13 protein-coding genes are annotated in these 15,401 nt (G+C 44.0%); 12 read left to right on the top strand and 1 reads right to left on the bottom strand.

Annotated elements, in window-relative coordinates:
- Positions 1–159: 159 nt before the first annotated feature.
- The 12 genes from lspA (at position 160) to pyrE (ending at position 13,446) form a co-directional block, all read left to right on the top strand.
- A complete protein-coding gene (gene lspA, locus AC1DIV_RS15875) occupies positions 160–630 on the top strand; it encodes a signal peptidase II (protein WP_034313851.1) in 471 nt (156 codons plus the stop codon).
- Complete coding sequence (locus AC1DIV_RS15870; RefSeq protein WP_034313849.1) at positions 623–1,540, top strand: RluA family pseudouridine synthase; 918 nt, start codon at positions 623–625, stop codon at positions 1,538–1,540. The genes lspA and AC1DIV_RS15870 overlap by 8 nt, the downstream gene beginning before the upstream one ends.
- Before the next feature lie 196 nt (positions 1,541–1,736).
- Positions 1,737–2,279 (top strand): bifunctional pyr operon transcriptional regulator/uracil phosphoribosyltransferase PyrR, encoded by a 543-nt coding sequence (gene pyrR, locus AC1DIV_RS15865; RefSeq protein ID WP_048684666.1) that lies wholly within the window; start codon positions 1,737–1,739, stop codon positions 2,277–2,279.
- A gap of 176 nt (positions 2,280–2,455) precedes the next feature.
- Complete coding sequence (locus AC1DIV_RS15860) at positions 2,456–3,745, top strand: solute carrier family 23 protein (protein ID WP_081088559.1); 1,290 nt, start codon at positions 2,456–2,458, stop codon at positions 3,743–3,745.
- Positions 3,746–3,942: 197 nt separating this feature from the next.
- A complete protein-coding gene (locus AC1DIV_RS15855; RefSeq protein WP_323599229.1) occupies positions 3,943–4,878 on the top strand; it encodes an aspartate carbamoyltransferase catalytic subunit in 936 nt (311 codons plus the stop codon).
- On the top strand, positions 4,841–6,127 hold the full coding sequence (locus tag AC1DIV_RS15850) for a dihydroorotase (protein WP_340875675.1): 1,287 nt from the start codon (positions 4,841–4,843) through the stop codon (positions 6,125–6,127). Before AC1DIV_RS15855 ends, AC1DIV_RS15850 begins: the two co-directional genes overlap by 38 nt.
- On the top strand, positions 6,124–7,230 hold the full coding sequence (locus AC1DIV_RS15845) for a carbamoyl phosphate synthase small subunit (protein ID WP_048684617.1): 1,107 nt from the start codon (positions 6,124–6,126) through the stop codon (positions 7,228–7,230). The genes AC1DIV_RS15850 and AC1DIV_RS15845 overlap by 4 nt, the downstream gene beginning before the upstream one ends.
- Entirely contained in the window at positions 7,209–10,415 is a 3,207-nt protein-coding gene (gene carB / locus AC1DIV_RS15840) for a carbamoyl-phosphate synthase large subunit (protein ID WP_053534349.1), read from the top strand. The genes AC1DIV_RS15845 and carB overlap by 22 nt, the downstream gene beginning before the upstream one ends.
- On the top strand, positions 10,412–11,191 hold the full coding sequence (locus AC1DIV_RS15835; protein WP_054396938.1) for a dihydroorotate dehydrogenase electron transfer subunit: 780 nt from the start codon (positions 10,412–10,414) through the stop codon (positions 11,189–11,191). Before carB ends, AC1DIV_RS15835 begins: the two co-directional genes overlap by 4 nt.
- Positions 11,188–12,129, top strand: coding sequence for a dihydroorotate dehydrogenase (locus tag AC1DIV_RS15830; protein ID WP_063591681.1), 942 nt, complete (start codon positions 11,188–11,190; stop codon positions 12,127–12,129). Before AC1DIV_RS15835 ends, AC1DIV_RS15830 begins: the two co-directional genes overlap by 4 nt.
- Entirely contained in the window at positions 12,101–12,817 is a 717-nt protein-coding gene (pyrF, locus tag AC1DIV_RS15825) for an orotidine-5'-phosphate decarboxylase (RefSeq protein ID WP_048684626.1), read from the top strand. The genes AC1DIV_RS15830 and pyrF overlap by 29 nt, the downstream gene beginning before the upstream one ends.
- Positions 12,811–13,446, top strand: a complete 636-nt coding sequence (gene pyrE, locus AC1DIV_RS15820; protein ID WP_034313822.1) for an orotate phosphoribosyltransferase — start codon at positions 12,811–12,813, stop codon at positions 13,444–13,446. Before pyrF ends, pyrE begins: the two co-directional genes overlap by 7 nt.
- A gap of 46 nt (positions 13,447–13,492) precedes the next feature.
- On the opposite strand, the gene AC1DIV_RS15815 is transcribed toward pyrE, so the two are convergent.
- On the bottom strand, positions 13,493–15,214 hold the full coding sequence (locus AC1DIV_RS15815) for an Rqc2 family fibronectin-binding protein (protein WP_340875680.1): 1,722 nt from the start codon (positions 15,212–15,214) through the stop codon (positions 13,493–13,495).
- Positions 15,215–15,401: the final 187 nt, after the last annotated feature.

Genomic DNA, 15,401 nt, shown 5'->3' with positions numbered 1-15,401 from the left:
TGAATGAAAGCTAAAACCCCAATCGGGAATTTTGCCTTTGTCCAATCTTCCGATATTCTTAAGGAACAGTTAGCGGACTTCTGTTTTTCGGATTAGTCATTATTTCTAGTTTATGCTACAATTCAAAAGTGAAGATTTGATTAGTTTGGGGGAAAAAATGTGTTTTATTATTTGATTGCCCTTTTGGTCATAGCTCTCGATCAGCTGACAAAATGGATGATTGTGAAAAAAATGGAGTACGGAGAAAGCATTGAAATTATTGAAAACCTTCTATATATCACCTCGCATCGTAATCGTGGGGCAGCATGGGGAATTCTACAAGGTCAAATGTGGTTTTTCTACATCATCACCATCGCTGTCATTATTGGACTTGTCTATTATATTCAGAAAATGGCGAAGGAAAGCATTTTACTCGGAGTTGCACTTGGTCTCATGCTAGGCGGTGCGATTGGTAATTTCATCGATCGTGTTGCTCGTCAGGAAGTAGTGGATTTCGTTCATACCTATATTTTCAGCTATAGTTTCCCGGTATTTAATGTTGCTGATGCTGCGCTTTCAATTGGTGTCGGACTGCTCGTGATTCATATGTTTTTAGAAGAAAAAAACGCTAAGGAGAAAGATAATGGATAAAAGGTTATACAGCATCGATGAAACACTAAAAGGAGTTAGGATTGATAAGGCCCTTTCCACTTTAAATGAGGAATGGTCTCGCACGCAAGTCCAGCAATGGATCAAGGAAGATCACGTTTTGGTAAATGGCGCGGTTATTAAGACGAATTACAAAGCCGTTCCTGGCGATACAATCGAAGTGACGATTCCAGAACTTGAGGAATTGGATGCGGTAGCAGAGGAAATGGATTTGGATATCTATTATGAAGATGCAGATGTACTCGTGGTTAATAAACCGAGCGGTATGGTCGTCCATCCGGCACCGGGACATGTATCTGGCACGCTTGTAAATGGATTGATGGCTCACTGCAAGGATCTTTCTGGAATCAACGGTGTCATGCGTCCTGGAATCGTCCATCGGATCGACAAAGATACATCAGGGCTATTGATGGTTGCCAAAAATGATATGGCACATGAGAAACTGGTACAGCAGCTCGTTGACAAAACGGTTACCCGTAAGTATCAAGCTGTAGTTCATGGTGTGATCCCTCATGATTTTGGAACGATCGATGCACCGATCGGCCGCGATAAAAAAGATCGCCAAAGCATGACTGTCACAGATTCGAATGCCAAAAATGCCGTCACGCATTTCCGTGTCATCGAACGCTTCAAAGATTTCACTTTGGTGGAATGCCAGCTTGAAACAGGAAGGACACATCAAATCCGTGTTCATATGAAATACATTGGCTTCCCACTGGCGGGAGATCCGAAATATGGTCCGAAAAAGACCCTGAAATTGGATGGACAAGCGTTACACGCCGGTCTTCTAGGTTTCATTCATCCACGAACAAATGAGTATATGGAATTCGAAGCGCCGATTCCGGAGGAGTTTGAAAATCTAATTAATCAATTACGTAGAAGTAAGGATTGACAAATTCATTTTTTTGATATATTATAATAACAACTTAATAAGAACCTTTAACACAGTTCAGAGAGACTGAGAAGGAAACGGATACGCAAAGTGGGATAATTATGCCCATGGCGATAAAATCCTCATGCCTTCTTGGCATGAGGATTTTTTTGTTGAAATTGACTTATCAGAAAAAAGAATCGGGGTGGCCGACGTGTTGAATGAGAAAGCCATAGTACTTGATGAGCAGGCCATTAGCAGAGCCTTGACGAGGATTGCCCATGAAATCATTGAGAAAAATAAGGGGATTGAGGATTGCGTCTTAATCGGGATACGTACACGCGGGATTTTCCTCGCTGACCGACTTGCAAAGCGCATCAATCAAATAGAAGGCAAGGAAATAGAGCTGGGTGAACTGGATATTACACTTTATCGCGACGACCTTTCGAAAAAGACCAATGATGGGGAACCCATCGTAAAAGGTTCGGACATTCCGGTCAATATCACTGACAAGAAAGTGATTTTAGTGGATGATGTTCTTTTCACAGGCAGAACCGTTAGAGCGGCAATGGATGCTCTGGTGGATTTGGGAAGACCTTCGCAGATCCAGCTTGCCGTATTAGTGGATAGGGGACATAGGGAACTGCCGATTCGCGCGGATTTCGTCGGTAAAAACGTTCCGACTTCCCAATCTGAAAAAATTACAGTTACTTTAACAGAAGTAGATCAAGTAGATCAAGTTACTATATTAGAAAACTAAACACCATGAAAATTTCATATTACCCTTTTAAAGACAGTCCAGAGAGGCTGGCAAAGGGGAGTCAATCAGAAGAGCTATGCCCATGTATAGGCATTTACCTTCTGAGAAACCCTCTTTGTATACTGCAAAGAGGGTTTTTACAGTTTTGATGGAATTTTCATGAGGGGGATACGGAAATGGAAGAAATGAAAAGGGACATCGTACTGGATGTCGAGGACGTGCCAAAGGCTGGACAGTGGATTACGTTAAGCATCCAGCATTTGTTCGCCATGTTCGGCGCAACGGTGCTGGTGCCATTCCTGGTAGGTTTAAGCCCGGCGGTAGCACTGGTTTCAAGCGGGTTGGGAACACTTTCGTACTTATTGATAACGAAAGGTCAGATACCAGCTTATCTCGGTTCATCTTTCGCTTTCATTACGCCAATCATCGCGGCTAAGGCTTTGGGAGGTCCGGAAGCGGCCATGATCGGCTGTTTTGCGGCAGGGTTCATATATGGGATTGTAGCTTTGATCATCCAAAAAGTCGGTTTAAGCTGGTTAATGAATATACTTCCTCCGGTTGTGGTTGGTCCGGTGATTATCGTAATCGGATTAAGCCTTGCCGGAACGGCAGTGGACATGGCAATGTATGATCCGCAAGATAAATACAGCGTCACTTATATAATTATAGCGCTGATCACTTTAGCGGTAACAATCATCTGCAACGTATTCTTTAAGGGATTCATTAACTTGATCCCCATTTTAATGGGAATCCTAGTGGGCTACGGCTGTTCGGCTGTAGCAGGTATAATAGATTATGAACCAATCAAGGCAGCAAAATGGTGGGAAATGCCTGAATTCATGTTTCCGTATGTAACCTATACACCGACCTTCTCATGGGAAGTCATTGCCATCATGGTACCGGTTGCCATCGTAACTTTATCAGAACATATCGGTCACCAGATGGTACTGAGCAAAGTAGTCGGCAGAAACTTTTTGGAAAAGCCAGGTTTGCATCGCTCGATTTTAGGAGATGGCGCAGGAATCATGATTGGGTCCTTCATCGGTGGGCCGCCGCTGACTTCGTATGGTGAAAATATTGGGGTCCTGACCATGACGAAGGCGTACAGTGTCTATATCATCGGAGGGGCAGCATTGACTGCAATCATCTTTGGCTTTAACGGTAAGATTTCAGCAGTCATCAGCTCGATACCTACAGCTGTGATGGGCGGCATTTCCATCTTGCTCTTCGGTATCATCGCCTCAAGTGGATTGAGGATGCTAATTGATAATAAGGTCGACTTTGACAAGAAAAGAAACCTGATGATAGCTTCAGTCATCCTGGTGTTAGGAATCGGAGGAGCGTTCGTACAACTATCGGAAACGGTATCGCTTTCCGGAATGGCACTTTCAGCCATCGTAGGAATCCTTCTTAACTTGATTCTTCCTGACCGGGAAAAAATATCCGGAGATATATTTGGAAAATAAGATATTGCATCAAAACAATAGATCACCTTTTAAAAGAAGTCCAGAGAGGCTTAAAAGGGTGTTGCTGTAAAGATGAATGAGAACGGAGAAAAGTGTAAACCATTCCGTGTCCTCACAATCTTTATGACCTACACCCTGTCCTTAATGGCGGGGTGTTTTTTATGCCCCGCATCACAAATGTGAGAGGAGCAGGATCGATGAAAAAATTATTGACCATGAATGAATTGACAATAAGTGAGATTGAAGGGATTTTACATGAGGCAGAGTGTTTTGCCAACGGAACCAACTGGATTCCAAAGCAACTGACCACAGTTGCCAATCTCTTCTTTGAACCAAGTACCCGTACAAAATCAAGCTTTGAAATGGCTGAAAGAAAATTGGGACTTGAGGTCATTCCTTTTGATGCGGGTACATCATCCGTGTTAAAAGGCGAAACCTTATATGACACAGTTAAAACGTTAGAAGCGATAGGTGTAAATGCCTTGATCATCCGTCATGAACAGGATAATTATTTTGACGAATTGAATGAGAAGATCGGGATTCCAATAATCAATGCAGGGGATGGCTGCGGAAATCACCCAACCCAATCATTACTGGACTTATTGACGATTAAACAAGAGTTTAAAAGTTTCAAAGGTCTGAAGATTGCGATAATCGGTGATGTAAGGCATAGTCGGGTTGCGAAATCGAATGCAGAAGCACTGACTCGTTTAGGAGCGAATGTCGTATTTTCGGGTCCGCCTGAATGGTTTGACAGAACAAACAGTTTAGGAAGGTATGAAGACATCGATCATGCGGTAGCTACATCGGATGTGGTCATGCTGCTCAGAATACAGCATGAAAGGCATATTGATAAATACGATCAGGCAAATGGAGATTACCTGGAAAAATTCGGCCTGACCAAACAACGTGAAAAAAATATGAAACCGGATGCGATCATCATGCATCCTGCACCAATAAACCGCGGTGTTGAAATAGACAGTGATTTAGTCGAATGCAGCCGCTCGAGAATTTTTAAACAAATGGAAAATGGCGTGTTCATTAGAATGGCCGTATTAAAAAATGTGCTTGAACAAACCGAAGGGGGAAACATCCATGAAAACAGTAATCAAAAATGGAGTATTGCTAGATAATCAAAACTCATTCAAAAAAGCGGACATTGAGATAGAAGGCAAGGTCATCACAAAGATCGGCGAGGACTTGGCGACGGAAAATTGTAACGTAGTTGACGCTGGAGGATTACTGATTACACCTGGGCTTGTTGACCTGCATGTCCATTTACGCGAACCGGGCGGTGAACATAAGGAAACAATCGCAAGCGGAACGCTTGCAGCGGCAAGAGGCGGTTTCACTACGGTAGCGGCGATGCCTAATACTAGGCCAGTTCCTGATACAGTGGAGAACCTAGAAGCGCTTAACAGGAAAATTGAAGAAACGGCTCATGTCAGGGTACTCCCATATGCATCCATTACGATTAGGGAAGCTGGCAAGGAGCTGACCGACTTTGCTTCACTAAAACAAACGGGTGCTTTCGCCTTTACAGACGATGGCGTAGGAATTCAAGAAGCCGGGATGATGCTGGAAGCGATGAAACGGGCAGCAGCTCAAGATATGGCCATTGTTGCTCATTGTGAAGACAATAGCTTAATCAATAAAGGCTCCGTCCATGAAGGAAGATTCTCAAAAGAACAGGGGATCAATGGAATTCCGTCGGTATGTGAAGCTGTACATATCGCCCGGGATATCCTTCTTGCCGAAGCGGCAGACTGCCATTATCACGTGTGCCATATATCCACTAAGGAATCGGTAAGGACGGTAAGGGATGCAAAGCGTGCAGGTATCCGCGTCACCGCCGAAGTAACACCGCATCACTTATTATTGTGTGAAGATGATATACCGGGACTTGATACGAATTATAAAATGAACCCGCCATTAAGGGGCCGTGAAGATCGGGACGCGTTGATTGAAGGGCTGCTTGATGGAACCATCGATTTTATAGCAACAGACCATGCCCCGCATGCGGCAGAGGAAAAGGCGCAGGGAATGCAGCTGGCTCCTTTCGGAATCGTAGGATTGGAAACGGCCTTCCCGCTGCTTTACACCGAATTGGTTAAAAAGGGCGTCATAACATTAAAGCAATTGATCGATTTCATGACAATCAAACCATCCGAAAGCTTCTCCCTTCCTTATGGAGAGCTAAAAGAAGGTGCTACTGCGGATATCGTACTCATCGATTTGGAAACGGAAAAAGAAATCAATGCTGAAGAGTTTGCTTCAAAAGGGAAAAATACACCTTTTAATGAAAAGAAATGTTATGGCTGGCCAGTCATGACGATTGCAGAAGGAAAAATAGCTTGGGAAAAAGGACGTGTTCAAGGATGAAAAGACAGCTAATTTTAGAAGATGGGACAGTATTCCTTGGGGAAGCATTCGGCGGGGACGTAGAAAAAATAGGTGAAGTCGTTTTTAACACAGGAATGACCGGTTACCAAGAGATTCTATCCGATCCATCGTATTGCGGTCAAATCGTTACACTTACGTATCCATTAATCGGGAACTACGGGATAAACCGCGATGACTTTGAATCCATCAACCCAGCCATAGCAGGATTCGTCGTTAAGGAAACAGCAGAACTTCCTTCCAACTGGCGAAACCAATTATCACTAGATGAATATCTGAAAATGAAGAACATACCTGGAATAAGCGGAATCGATACGAGAAAGCTGACAAGAATCATCAGGAAATCAGGTGCACTAAAAGGGGCGCTTTGCAATATCAATAAAGATGCAAGTGAAGTGGTTTCCCAATTGAAGGCAACAGTGATTCCTTCTAATCAGGTAAAACAGGTTTCAACAAAAGCACCTTATTCCAGCCCGGGCAGAGGCCCGCGGGTTGTTCTTGTAGACTACGGCATGAAGCATGGGATTTTACGTGAGTTGACGAAGCGCGGCTGTGATGTCGTGGTTGTACCTTATAACGTCACGGCCGAAGAAGTGATGCAATACCATCCGGATGGCGTGATGCTTTCAAACGGCCCTGGAGATCCGAAAAGTGTTCATGAGACGCTCGAAATGATCCGTACAATCCAAACGCAAGTACCGTTATTCGGAATCTGTTTAGGACATCAATTATTCGCACTTGCAAACGGGGCGGATACGGCAAAATTAAAATTCGGCCATCGAGGTTCGAATCATCCAGTTAGGGACCTTCGTACCGGAAAGGTATCCATCACATCTCAAAATCATGGATATACAGTTGAAGAACTTTCCATTGAAAGTACAGATCTTATTGTGACACATACAGCATTGAATGACGATACGATTGAAGGTCTGCGCCATAAAAAGTATCCAGCTTTCACCGTACAATATCACCCGGAAGCATCACCAGGTCCGGAAGATGCCAACTACTTATTCAATGAATTCTTACAAATGATTGAAGCTGCAACCAACAAGGGGGAAAAAACATGCCAAAACGCAATGATATAAAAAGCATCCTAGTAATTGGTTCCGGTCCGATCGTCATCGGACAGGCCGCCGAGTTCGATTATGCAGGAACCCAAGCGTGTATAGCCTTAAAAGAAGAAGGCTATCGAGTGATCCTGATTAACTCTAACCCTGCGACAATCATGACAGACACTGAAATGGCTGACGCGGTTTATATCGAACCGATCACATTGGAATTTGTCAGCAAAATCATTCGTAAAGAGCGCCCGGATGCACTGTTACCTACCTTGGGCGGACAGACTGGCTTGAACATGGCAGTTGAGCTTGCCGAATCAGGAATCCTGGAAGAATGCAATGTCCAAATTCTTGGGACCAAACTTTCGGCTATCCAACAAGCGGAAGACCGTGACCTTTTCCGTACGCTAATGAACGATCTGGGGGAACCAGTGCCTGACAGCGACATTATTCATAACCTGGAAGAAGCTTATACATTCGTTGAACGAGTCGGCTATCCGGTCATTGTTCGTCCAGCCTTCACGCTTGGCGGAACAGGCGGTGGGATTTGTGATAACGAAGAGCAGCTTATCGAGATCGTTGAGGGTGGCCTGAAAAGCAGCCCGGTTCACCAATGTCTGCTTGAGAAGAGCATTGCCGGTTTCAAAGAAGTGGAATATGAAGTGATGCGTGATTCCAATGATAATGCAATAGTTGTTTGTAATATGGAAAACTTCGATCCTGTCGGTGTCCATACAGGCGATTCAATCGTTGCGGCACCAAGCCAAACATTAAGTGACAGAGAGTATCAAATGCTTCGAAATACGTCTTTGAAGATTATCCGCGCCTTGAAAATTGAAGGTGGATGTAATGTTCAGCTTGCGCTAGATCCAAACAGCTATCAATATTATGTCATTGAAGTGAACCCAAGGGTCAGCCGTTCTTCGGCACTTGCTTCAAAAGCGACTGGGTATCCAATTGCAAAGCTAGCAGCAAAGATAGCCGTTGGTTTGACGCTCGATGAAATGATGAACCCTGTCACTGGCAAAACCTATGCCAGCTTTGAACCGGCACTGGACTATGTCGTTACGAAAATTCCGCGCTGGCCTTTCGATAAGTTCGAAAGCGCCAACCGTAGGCTCGGTACCCAAATGAAAGCGACCGGAGAAGTCATGGCAATCGGCCGTACATTCGAGGAATCAATCTTAAAAGCTGTGCGTTCCCTTGAAGCGGGTATATTCCATCTTAATTTGAATGACGAGTTTGAGGATGGAAAGATAGAGAAACGGATCAGAAAAGCCGGAGATGAACGGTTATTCTATATCGGTGAAGCGTTAAGAAGGGGAAAAACGATCGAAACCATCCACGAATGGAGCCAGATCGATTTATTCTTCTTGCATAAGTTGAAAAAGATAATCGACTTTGAAAAGCAGCTTAAAGAACATTCTTTTGATTGTGAAGTATTGCAAAAGGCTAAAGAACTAGGGTTTTCTGACAAAACGATCGCAGAAATATGGGGAGTTCCCGAAATTGATGTCTATGAATACCGGAAACAGCAAGGAATCATCCCTGTTTACAAAATGGTTGATACATGTGCTGCCGAATTCGAATCGGAAACTCCGTATTTTTATGGGACATACGAAGATGAGAATGAATCCATCGTCACTGACAAGAAAAGTGTCATTGTTCTGGGATCAGGCCCAATTCGGATCGGGCAAGGAGTAGAGTTTGATTATGCGACCGTACACTCGGTATGGGCCATTAAGGAAGCGGGATATGAAGCGATCATCATCAACAACAATCCCGAAACAGTTTCGACGGATTTCAGTATCTCCGACAAACTTTATTTCGAACCATTGACTATTGAAGATGTCATGCATGTCATCGATTTGGAAAAACCGGAAGGGGTCATCGTACAGTTTGGCGGACAGACAGCAATCAACCTTGCAGATGGTCTTGTTGAAAGAGGAGTGAAAATCCTTGGTACTTCACTTGAAGACCTGGATAGGGCGGAAAATCGAAATAAATTTGAAAAAGCACTTAAGGATTTAGGCATCCCTCAGCCAAAGGGCAAAACTGCAACATCGGTTGATGAAGCGATCATCATCGCTGAAGATATCGGGTACCCGGTTTTAGTAAGGCCATCGTATGTCCTCGGAGGAAGAGCGATGGAAATCGTCTATAAACAAGAAGAATTGCTGCATTACATGAAAAATGCCGTGAAAATAAATCCGGATCATCCTGTCCTGATAGACCGCTACTTAACGGGTAAGGAAATCGAAGTGGATGGTATTTCCGATGGAGAAACGGTCGTTATCCCTGGGATCATGGAGCATATTGAGCGCGCCGGCGTCCATTCAGGTGACTCGATTGCAGTCTATCCGCCACAAAACTTAACCGAAAAACAAAAAGAAGTAATCATTGATTATACGACCCGATTGGCAAAAGGCTTGAATATAATTGGTCTCTTGAACATTCAATATGTCATCAGCAATGAAGAAGTGTATGTGATTGAAGTAAATCCACGTTCCAGCCGAACCGTTCCATTCTTAAGTAAAATTACGAATGTGCCGATGGCTAACTTAGCCACGAAGGTCATCTTGGGCCACACGCTTGAAAGCCAAGGTTACAAATCGGGGTTAGTGCCAGAACAAACTGGGGTCTATGTGAAAGTGCCGGTCTTCTCATTTGCGAAATTAAGAGGTGTGGACATCTCACTCGGACCTGAAATGAAATCGACCGGTGAAGTAATGGGGAAAGATAGCACCCTTGAAAAAGCTTTATATAAAGGGCTGGTCGCTTCCGGTTTCAAGATCAAGGGGCATGGTTCGGTGTTATTGACGATATCGGATAAAGATAAGCAAGAAGCGCTGCTTTTAGCAAGGCGTTTCCATAATATCGGCTTCAAGCTGATAGCCACCAGCGGAACTGCTGCCCTATTGGAGCAATCAGGAATCCCGACTGCAATTGTCGGGAAAATTGGCGAAGAAGGTACAAACCTGCTGGATGTCATCCGGAACGGGGAAGCGCAATTTGTCATAAATACTTTGACAAAAGGTAAGCAGCCGGCACGGGATGGTTTCAGAATCCGACGTGAATCGGTTGAAAATGGAGTGACATGCCTAACATCACTTGATACGGCAGAAGCCATTTTAAGAGTGATAGAATCCATGACCTTCTCGGCAGAAGCAATGGGAAAAACGGAAAAAAGTCGTGAGGTGAGCTATATATGATCAAGAAGGAAAGAATGAAGGTGTTAAATCATAAGGAACTGGCCCCATCCATCTTTGAACTTACCCTGCAAGGTGAATTGGTTTCAGAGATGAATCAACCAGGCCAGTTTGTCCAAGTCAAGACAACAGAAGGCACTGAGCCATTGTTAAGACGCCCGATTTCGATTTCTTCTTACAACAGCAGTGAAAAACAGTTCACGATGATATACCGGGCTGAAGGTAAAGGAACGACACTGTTATCGCAGCGTAAAGAGGCGGAAGCGGTCGATATCCTTGGACCCCTTGGCAACGGATTTCCCGTTCATGAGGCTAAACAGGGTGAAACGGCATTATTGGTTGGCGGCGGGATTGGTGTCCCGCCCCTGTATCAATTATCACAAATGTTGGTTGCGAAAGGTGTTACGGTAATCCATGTATTGGGCTTCCAAACCAAGTCAGCCATCTTTTACGAAAAAGAATTCAGTGAATTAGGTGATACCTATATTGCCACGGTGGATGGTTCATACGGGACAAAAGGATTTGTTACAACTGTAATAGACAATCTGGAGCAAGAGTTTGCAACGATCTTTTCATGCGGGCCTACACCAATGTTAAGAGCCTTGGAATCGGGCTATCGTGAGAAAAAGCTTTTCCTGTCCCTTGAGGAAAGGATGGGATGCGGCATCGGTGCATGCTTTGCTTGCGTGTGTCATACAGGGGATGACCCAACTGGTTTCAGTTATAAAAAGGTTTGCAGCGATGGACCCGTATTCCGGGCAGGAGAGGTGGTATTATGAGCAGGCTTTCAGTTGAATTACCAGGATTACACTTGAAAAACCCGGTCATGCCAGCATCTGGGTGCTTTGGATTTGGCCGTGAATACAGTCAATTTTTCGACTTGGATATTCTTGGGGCGATCATGATCAAAGCGACCACTCCTGAGCCGAGGTTCGGCAACCCAACTCCGCGTGTTGCGGAAACCTCTTCGGGAATGCTGAACGCCATCGGTCTGCAGAATCCAGGCTTGGAAAAGGTCATCAGTGAAGAACTGGCCTGGCTAAGTAGGTATGATGTTCCCATCATTGCCAACGTTGCAGGTTCGCAAATAGATGACTATGTAAAAGTTGCCAGTGAAATAAGCAAGGCGGGGAATGTGAAAGCACTTGAATTGAATATCTCTTGTCCGAACGTAAAAGAAGGAGGCATAGCTTTCGGTACGGTACCGGAAGTTGCCAAAGAGGTAACCAAGGCGGTAAAGGAAGTATCTTCCGTCCCAGTCTATGTGAAGCTTTCACCGAATGTCAGTAATATTGTGGATATGGCCAAAGCAGTTGAAGATGGCGGGGCCGACGGGTTGACAATGATAAATACATTAGTCGGCATGCGATTGGATTTAAAAACGGGCAAACCGATCCTTTCTAACAGAACGGGTGGATTATCTGGTCCTGCAATAAAACCTGTAGCGCTCCGGATGATTTATGAGGTTAGCCAGCAAGTTTCTATTCCAATAATCGGAATGGGCGGCATCGCTACGGCGGAAGACGTCATTGAATTTTTCTATGCGGGTGCCAGTGCTGTTGCGGTGGGAACCGCGAACTTCGTGGATCCCTTTGTATGCCCGACCATCATCGAAGAATTACCGAAATTGTTGGATGAGCTGGGATTTGACCATATTTCAGAATGTACCGGAAGGAGCTGGAAGCAAAATGAAACAGTCACTAATAATCGCTCTTGATTTCCCTGACCTCCTTCAAACGGAGACATTCCTAAAACAGTTCCATTCGGAAAAACTGGCTGTAAAAGTGGGGATGGAATTATTTTATCAGAATGGTCCATCAATCGTTTCTTTCGTAAAGGAGCAAGGTCACGATGTGTTTTTGGACTTGAAGCTTCATGATATTCCAAACACCGTTAAAATGGCCATGACCGGATTGGCAGCTTTAGGCGCTGACATGGTCAATGTACATGCAGCAGGTGGACAAAAGATGATGGAAGCAGCCATGGAAGGCCTGGATAAGGGTACGTCCGCTGGTAAAAAACGACCATTATGCATTGGGGTTACCCAACTGACGAGCACGTCACAAGAACAAATGAATGCTGAGCAAAACATTGCCGGATCTCTGGAAGATTCGGTCCTCCATTATGCAAACCTTACTAGACAGGCAGGATTGGATGGCGTCGTCTGTTCTACCCATGAAGTAAAGAACATACATGAACGCATCGGTCATGAATTCTTGACCGTCACACCAGGAATCCGAAGTGCAGGTGGACAGACGCATGATCAAAAGAGAATTGCCACGCCTGAACAAGCTAGGGATTTTGGAGCGGATGCCATCGTTGTAGGGAGAGCCATAACGGGGGCGGCAGATCCATTAAGGGCGTATTTGGATATGAAAGCAGCTTGGGAGGGAATATCATGTTAAATAATAAGATAGCTGAACATCTATTGGAAATAAAAGCAGTGTACCTACAGCCGAATGACCCCTTTACTTGGGCATCTGGAATTAAATCACCCATTTATTGTGACAATCGCTTAACCCTTTCATACCCAGAGGTTCGCAATGAAATAGCGGAAGGATTGAAAGGTTTGATTGAACAGCATTTCCCTGAGGCTGAACTGATTGCAGGCACAGCAACTGCCGGCATTCCGCATGCAGCTTGGGTGAGTGAAAAATTAAATGCACCGATGTGCTATGTTCGATCCAAAGCCAAGGAGCACGGAAAGGGCAATCAAATCGAAGGCCGCGCAGTTCCAGGACAAAAAGTGGTGGTTGTAGAAGACTTGATTTCAACCGGCGGAAGTGTGATTACTGCTGTTAATGCGCTGAAAGAGGCTGGATGTGATGTTCTAGGAGTCGTTTCGATCTTTACTTACGAATTGGAAAAGGGAAAAGAAAAATTCGAAGCTGAGGGCATTATTAACCATTCGTTGAGTGACTACTCTACTTTGATAAAAGTCGCTAATGATAAAGGGTACATCACGGCAGAAGAATTGGAAAAGCTAAAAAAATGGCGGGAGAATCCGGCTGATACAGCTTGGATTTCGGCATGAAAATAGAGGAGGCCCAATCACTTAGGACTGGGCCCCCTCTATTTTTTTACTCCTTTACCGCTTCCTTTAAGCGTATGACAGTATCGGCATCCGGTGTAATATAAACGGTCTGCTGCTGGTCATAGATTACGAACCCGGGCTTGGAACCATTCGGTTTCTTAACATGGCGAACCTGTGTGAAATCAACGGGCACTGAACTCGATTGCTTTGCTTTACTGAAGAAAGCTGCTAATACGGCTGCCTCTTTTATCGTTTGTTCACTTGGCGATTCATTTCGAATCACAACATGTGAGCCGGGTATATCTTTGGTATGAAGCCATATTTCATCACGGCGTGCAAACTTATTCGTTAAATAATCATTTTGTTTATTATTCTTCCCGACAAAAATGAGATCTCCATCCGTAGCATAATATGTTTCAAGCTGCGGTTTTGCATTTGCAGGCTTTTTCATGCCTTTTTTCTTTTTTTGCCTAATGTATCCTTCTTCCTGAAGTTCTTCCCGAATCTCCTCTATATCCCTGGGTGACGCTGATTGGAGCTGCTGATGCAAGGCTTCGAAGTAGGCCAATTCCAATTTAGTTTTTTCGATTTGTTCTTGGACCACTCCGACTGCATTTTTGGACTTTTGGTATCTGGAGAAGTACTTTTGTGCATTATCTGACGGATTTTTTAATGGGTCAAGCGGGATGGTGACCATACTTTGTTCTTCATCATAATAATTGACGACTTCTATTTCCTTCATGCCTTTTTTCATTTGATATAGATTAGCTGTAAGCAGCTCACCGAACAACTGATACTGTTCCCCGCGTTCCGTATCTTTCAATGTACGTTCGAGCTTGCCGATTTTTTTTGAGTTCTTTTCGATTTCATTAGTAATGAAACGTTCTACATCCTGACTCTTTTGCTTAACCCGATCTCTTTCTGCCTTTCCGAAGTAGTAGCGGTCCAGCATCTCGCTCAATGAAGAAAACGTACGTTGATTCCCAGACAGATGCTCTAGTGAAAGCATATAAAAAACTTCTTTATTTCCATCTTGTTTGATCGTGGCAGCATATTTCTGTTCCGAGATTTCCTGGATAATCTTTAAAAAGGCTGTTGGAAGGGTCGTACTGTTGGCAAGTCCGGCCCGGTAGACGGCTTCCTTTGCAACTAATGGTGAAACTCCTGAAAAATGGGCAACAAGCTGTCGATCCAGCTTTCCTGCATTGAAGTCAATATTCTTCCTGATATCGTCCTCGGTAGCCTTGAAGGGATCATTTTTTTCCTGTGCGGGTGGAGCTTTATATTCCTGGCCGGGCAATATCGCCCGATAACTGTTGACGGCATGTGAAACATGCTTAATGCTGTCCAAAATCATATTTCGTTCTTTATCTACTAAAACAATGTTGCTGTGTCGCCCCATGATTTCGATGATTAACTGCTTTTGAGAGACATCGCCAAGCTCATTACGGCCCTTCACTTCAAAAATGATCATCCTATCAAGTTCATATTGATAAATGTTTTCTATCGTATAGCCTTCGAGGTGCTTCCTAAGAAGCATGCAGAACATGGGTGCCTCTTTGGGATTTTCATAACTTTCTTCGGTCATTTGCACCCTCGAATAACTTGGATGGGCTGATAATAAGAGCTTATGGTTCTTACCTCCAGCACGAACAACCAGTATTACTTCATTTTTATAAGGCTGATGTACCTTATTGATTCGTCCACCTTCTAATAAAGAAGCGATTTCTTCCGTCATCGCTTTCGTAAATAATCCATCAAATGACATTCTATTTTTACTTCCTTTACATAAGATTTTCTAAGAACTCATTTTTGCCGGGCGTTATAAATGCATCGCTGCCCATTTTAGTTAACTACAATTTTTTAGCGAACTGGGTGAAAGCAGCAGTTCAGGTACAGTGAATGGATGCTTTTTTTAATTTCCTGATATTGAATACAAAATTGGTCCATTCATC

Source organism: Peribacillus sp. 05N428 (assembly GCF_056397085.1).
This window is presented reverse-complemented; position numbering and strand designations above follow the sequence as displayed.

What these genes read in the sequence shown, in the direction of transcription:
- pyrF (WP_048684626.1), top strand. Translation starts at nt 12,101, where the DNA reads ATGAAACAGTCACTAATAATCGCTCTTGATTTCCCTGACCTCCTTCAA.
- AC1DIV_RS15860 (WP_081088559.1), top strand. Translation starts at nt 2,456, where the DNA reads ATGGAAGAAATGAAAAGGGACATCGTACTGGATGTCGAGGACGTGCCA.
- AC1DIV_RS15845 (WP_048684617.1), top strand. Translation starts at nt 6,124, where the DNA reads ATGAAAAGACAGCTAATTTTAGAAGATGGGACAGTATTCCTTGGGGAA.
- AC1DIV_RS15855 (WP_323599229.1), top strand. Translation starts at nt 3,943, where the DNA reads ATGAAAAAATTATTGACCATGAATGAATTGACAATAAGTGAGATTGAA.
- carB (WP_053534349.1), top strand. Translation starts at nt 7,209, where the DNA reads ATGCCAAAACGCAATGATATAAAAAGCATCCTAGTAATTGGTTCCGGT.
- AC1DIV_RS15870 (WP_034313849.1), top strand. Translation starts at nt 623, where the DNA reads ATGGATAAAAGGTTATACAGCATCGATGAAACACTAAAAGGAGTTAGG.
- AC1DIV_RS15835 (WP_054396938.1), top strand. Translation starts at nt 10,412, where the DNA reads ATGATCAAGAAGGAAAGAATGAAGGTGTTAAATCATAAGGAACTGGCC.
- pyrE (WP_034313822.1), top strand. Translation starts at nt 12,811, where the DNA reads ATGTTAAATAATAAGATAGCTGAACATCTATTGGAAATAAAAGCAGTG.
- AC1DIV_RS15850 (WP_340875675.1), top strand. Translation starts at nt 4,841, where the DNA reads ATGAAAACAGTAATCAAAAATGGAGTATTGCTAGATAATCAAAACTCA.
- AC1DIV_RS15815 (WP_340875680.1), bottom strand. Translation starts at nt 15,214, where the DNA reads ATGTCATTTGATGGATTATTTACGAAAGCGATGACGGAAGAAATCGCT.
- AC1DIV_RS15830 (WP_063591681.1), top strand. Translation starts at nt 11,188, where the DNA reads ATGAGCAGGCTTTCAGTTGAATTACCAGGATTACACTTGAAAAACCCG.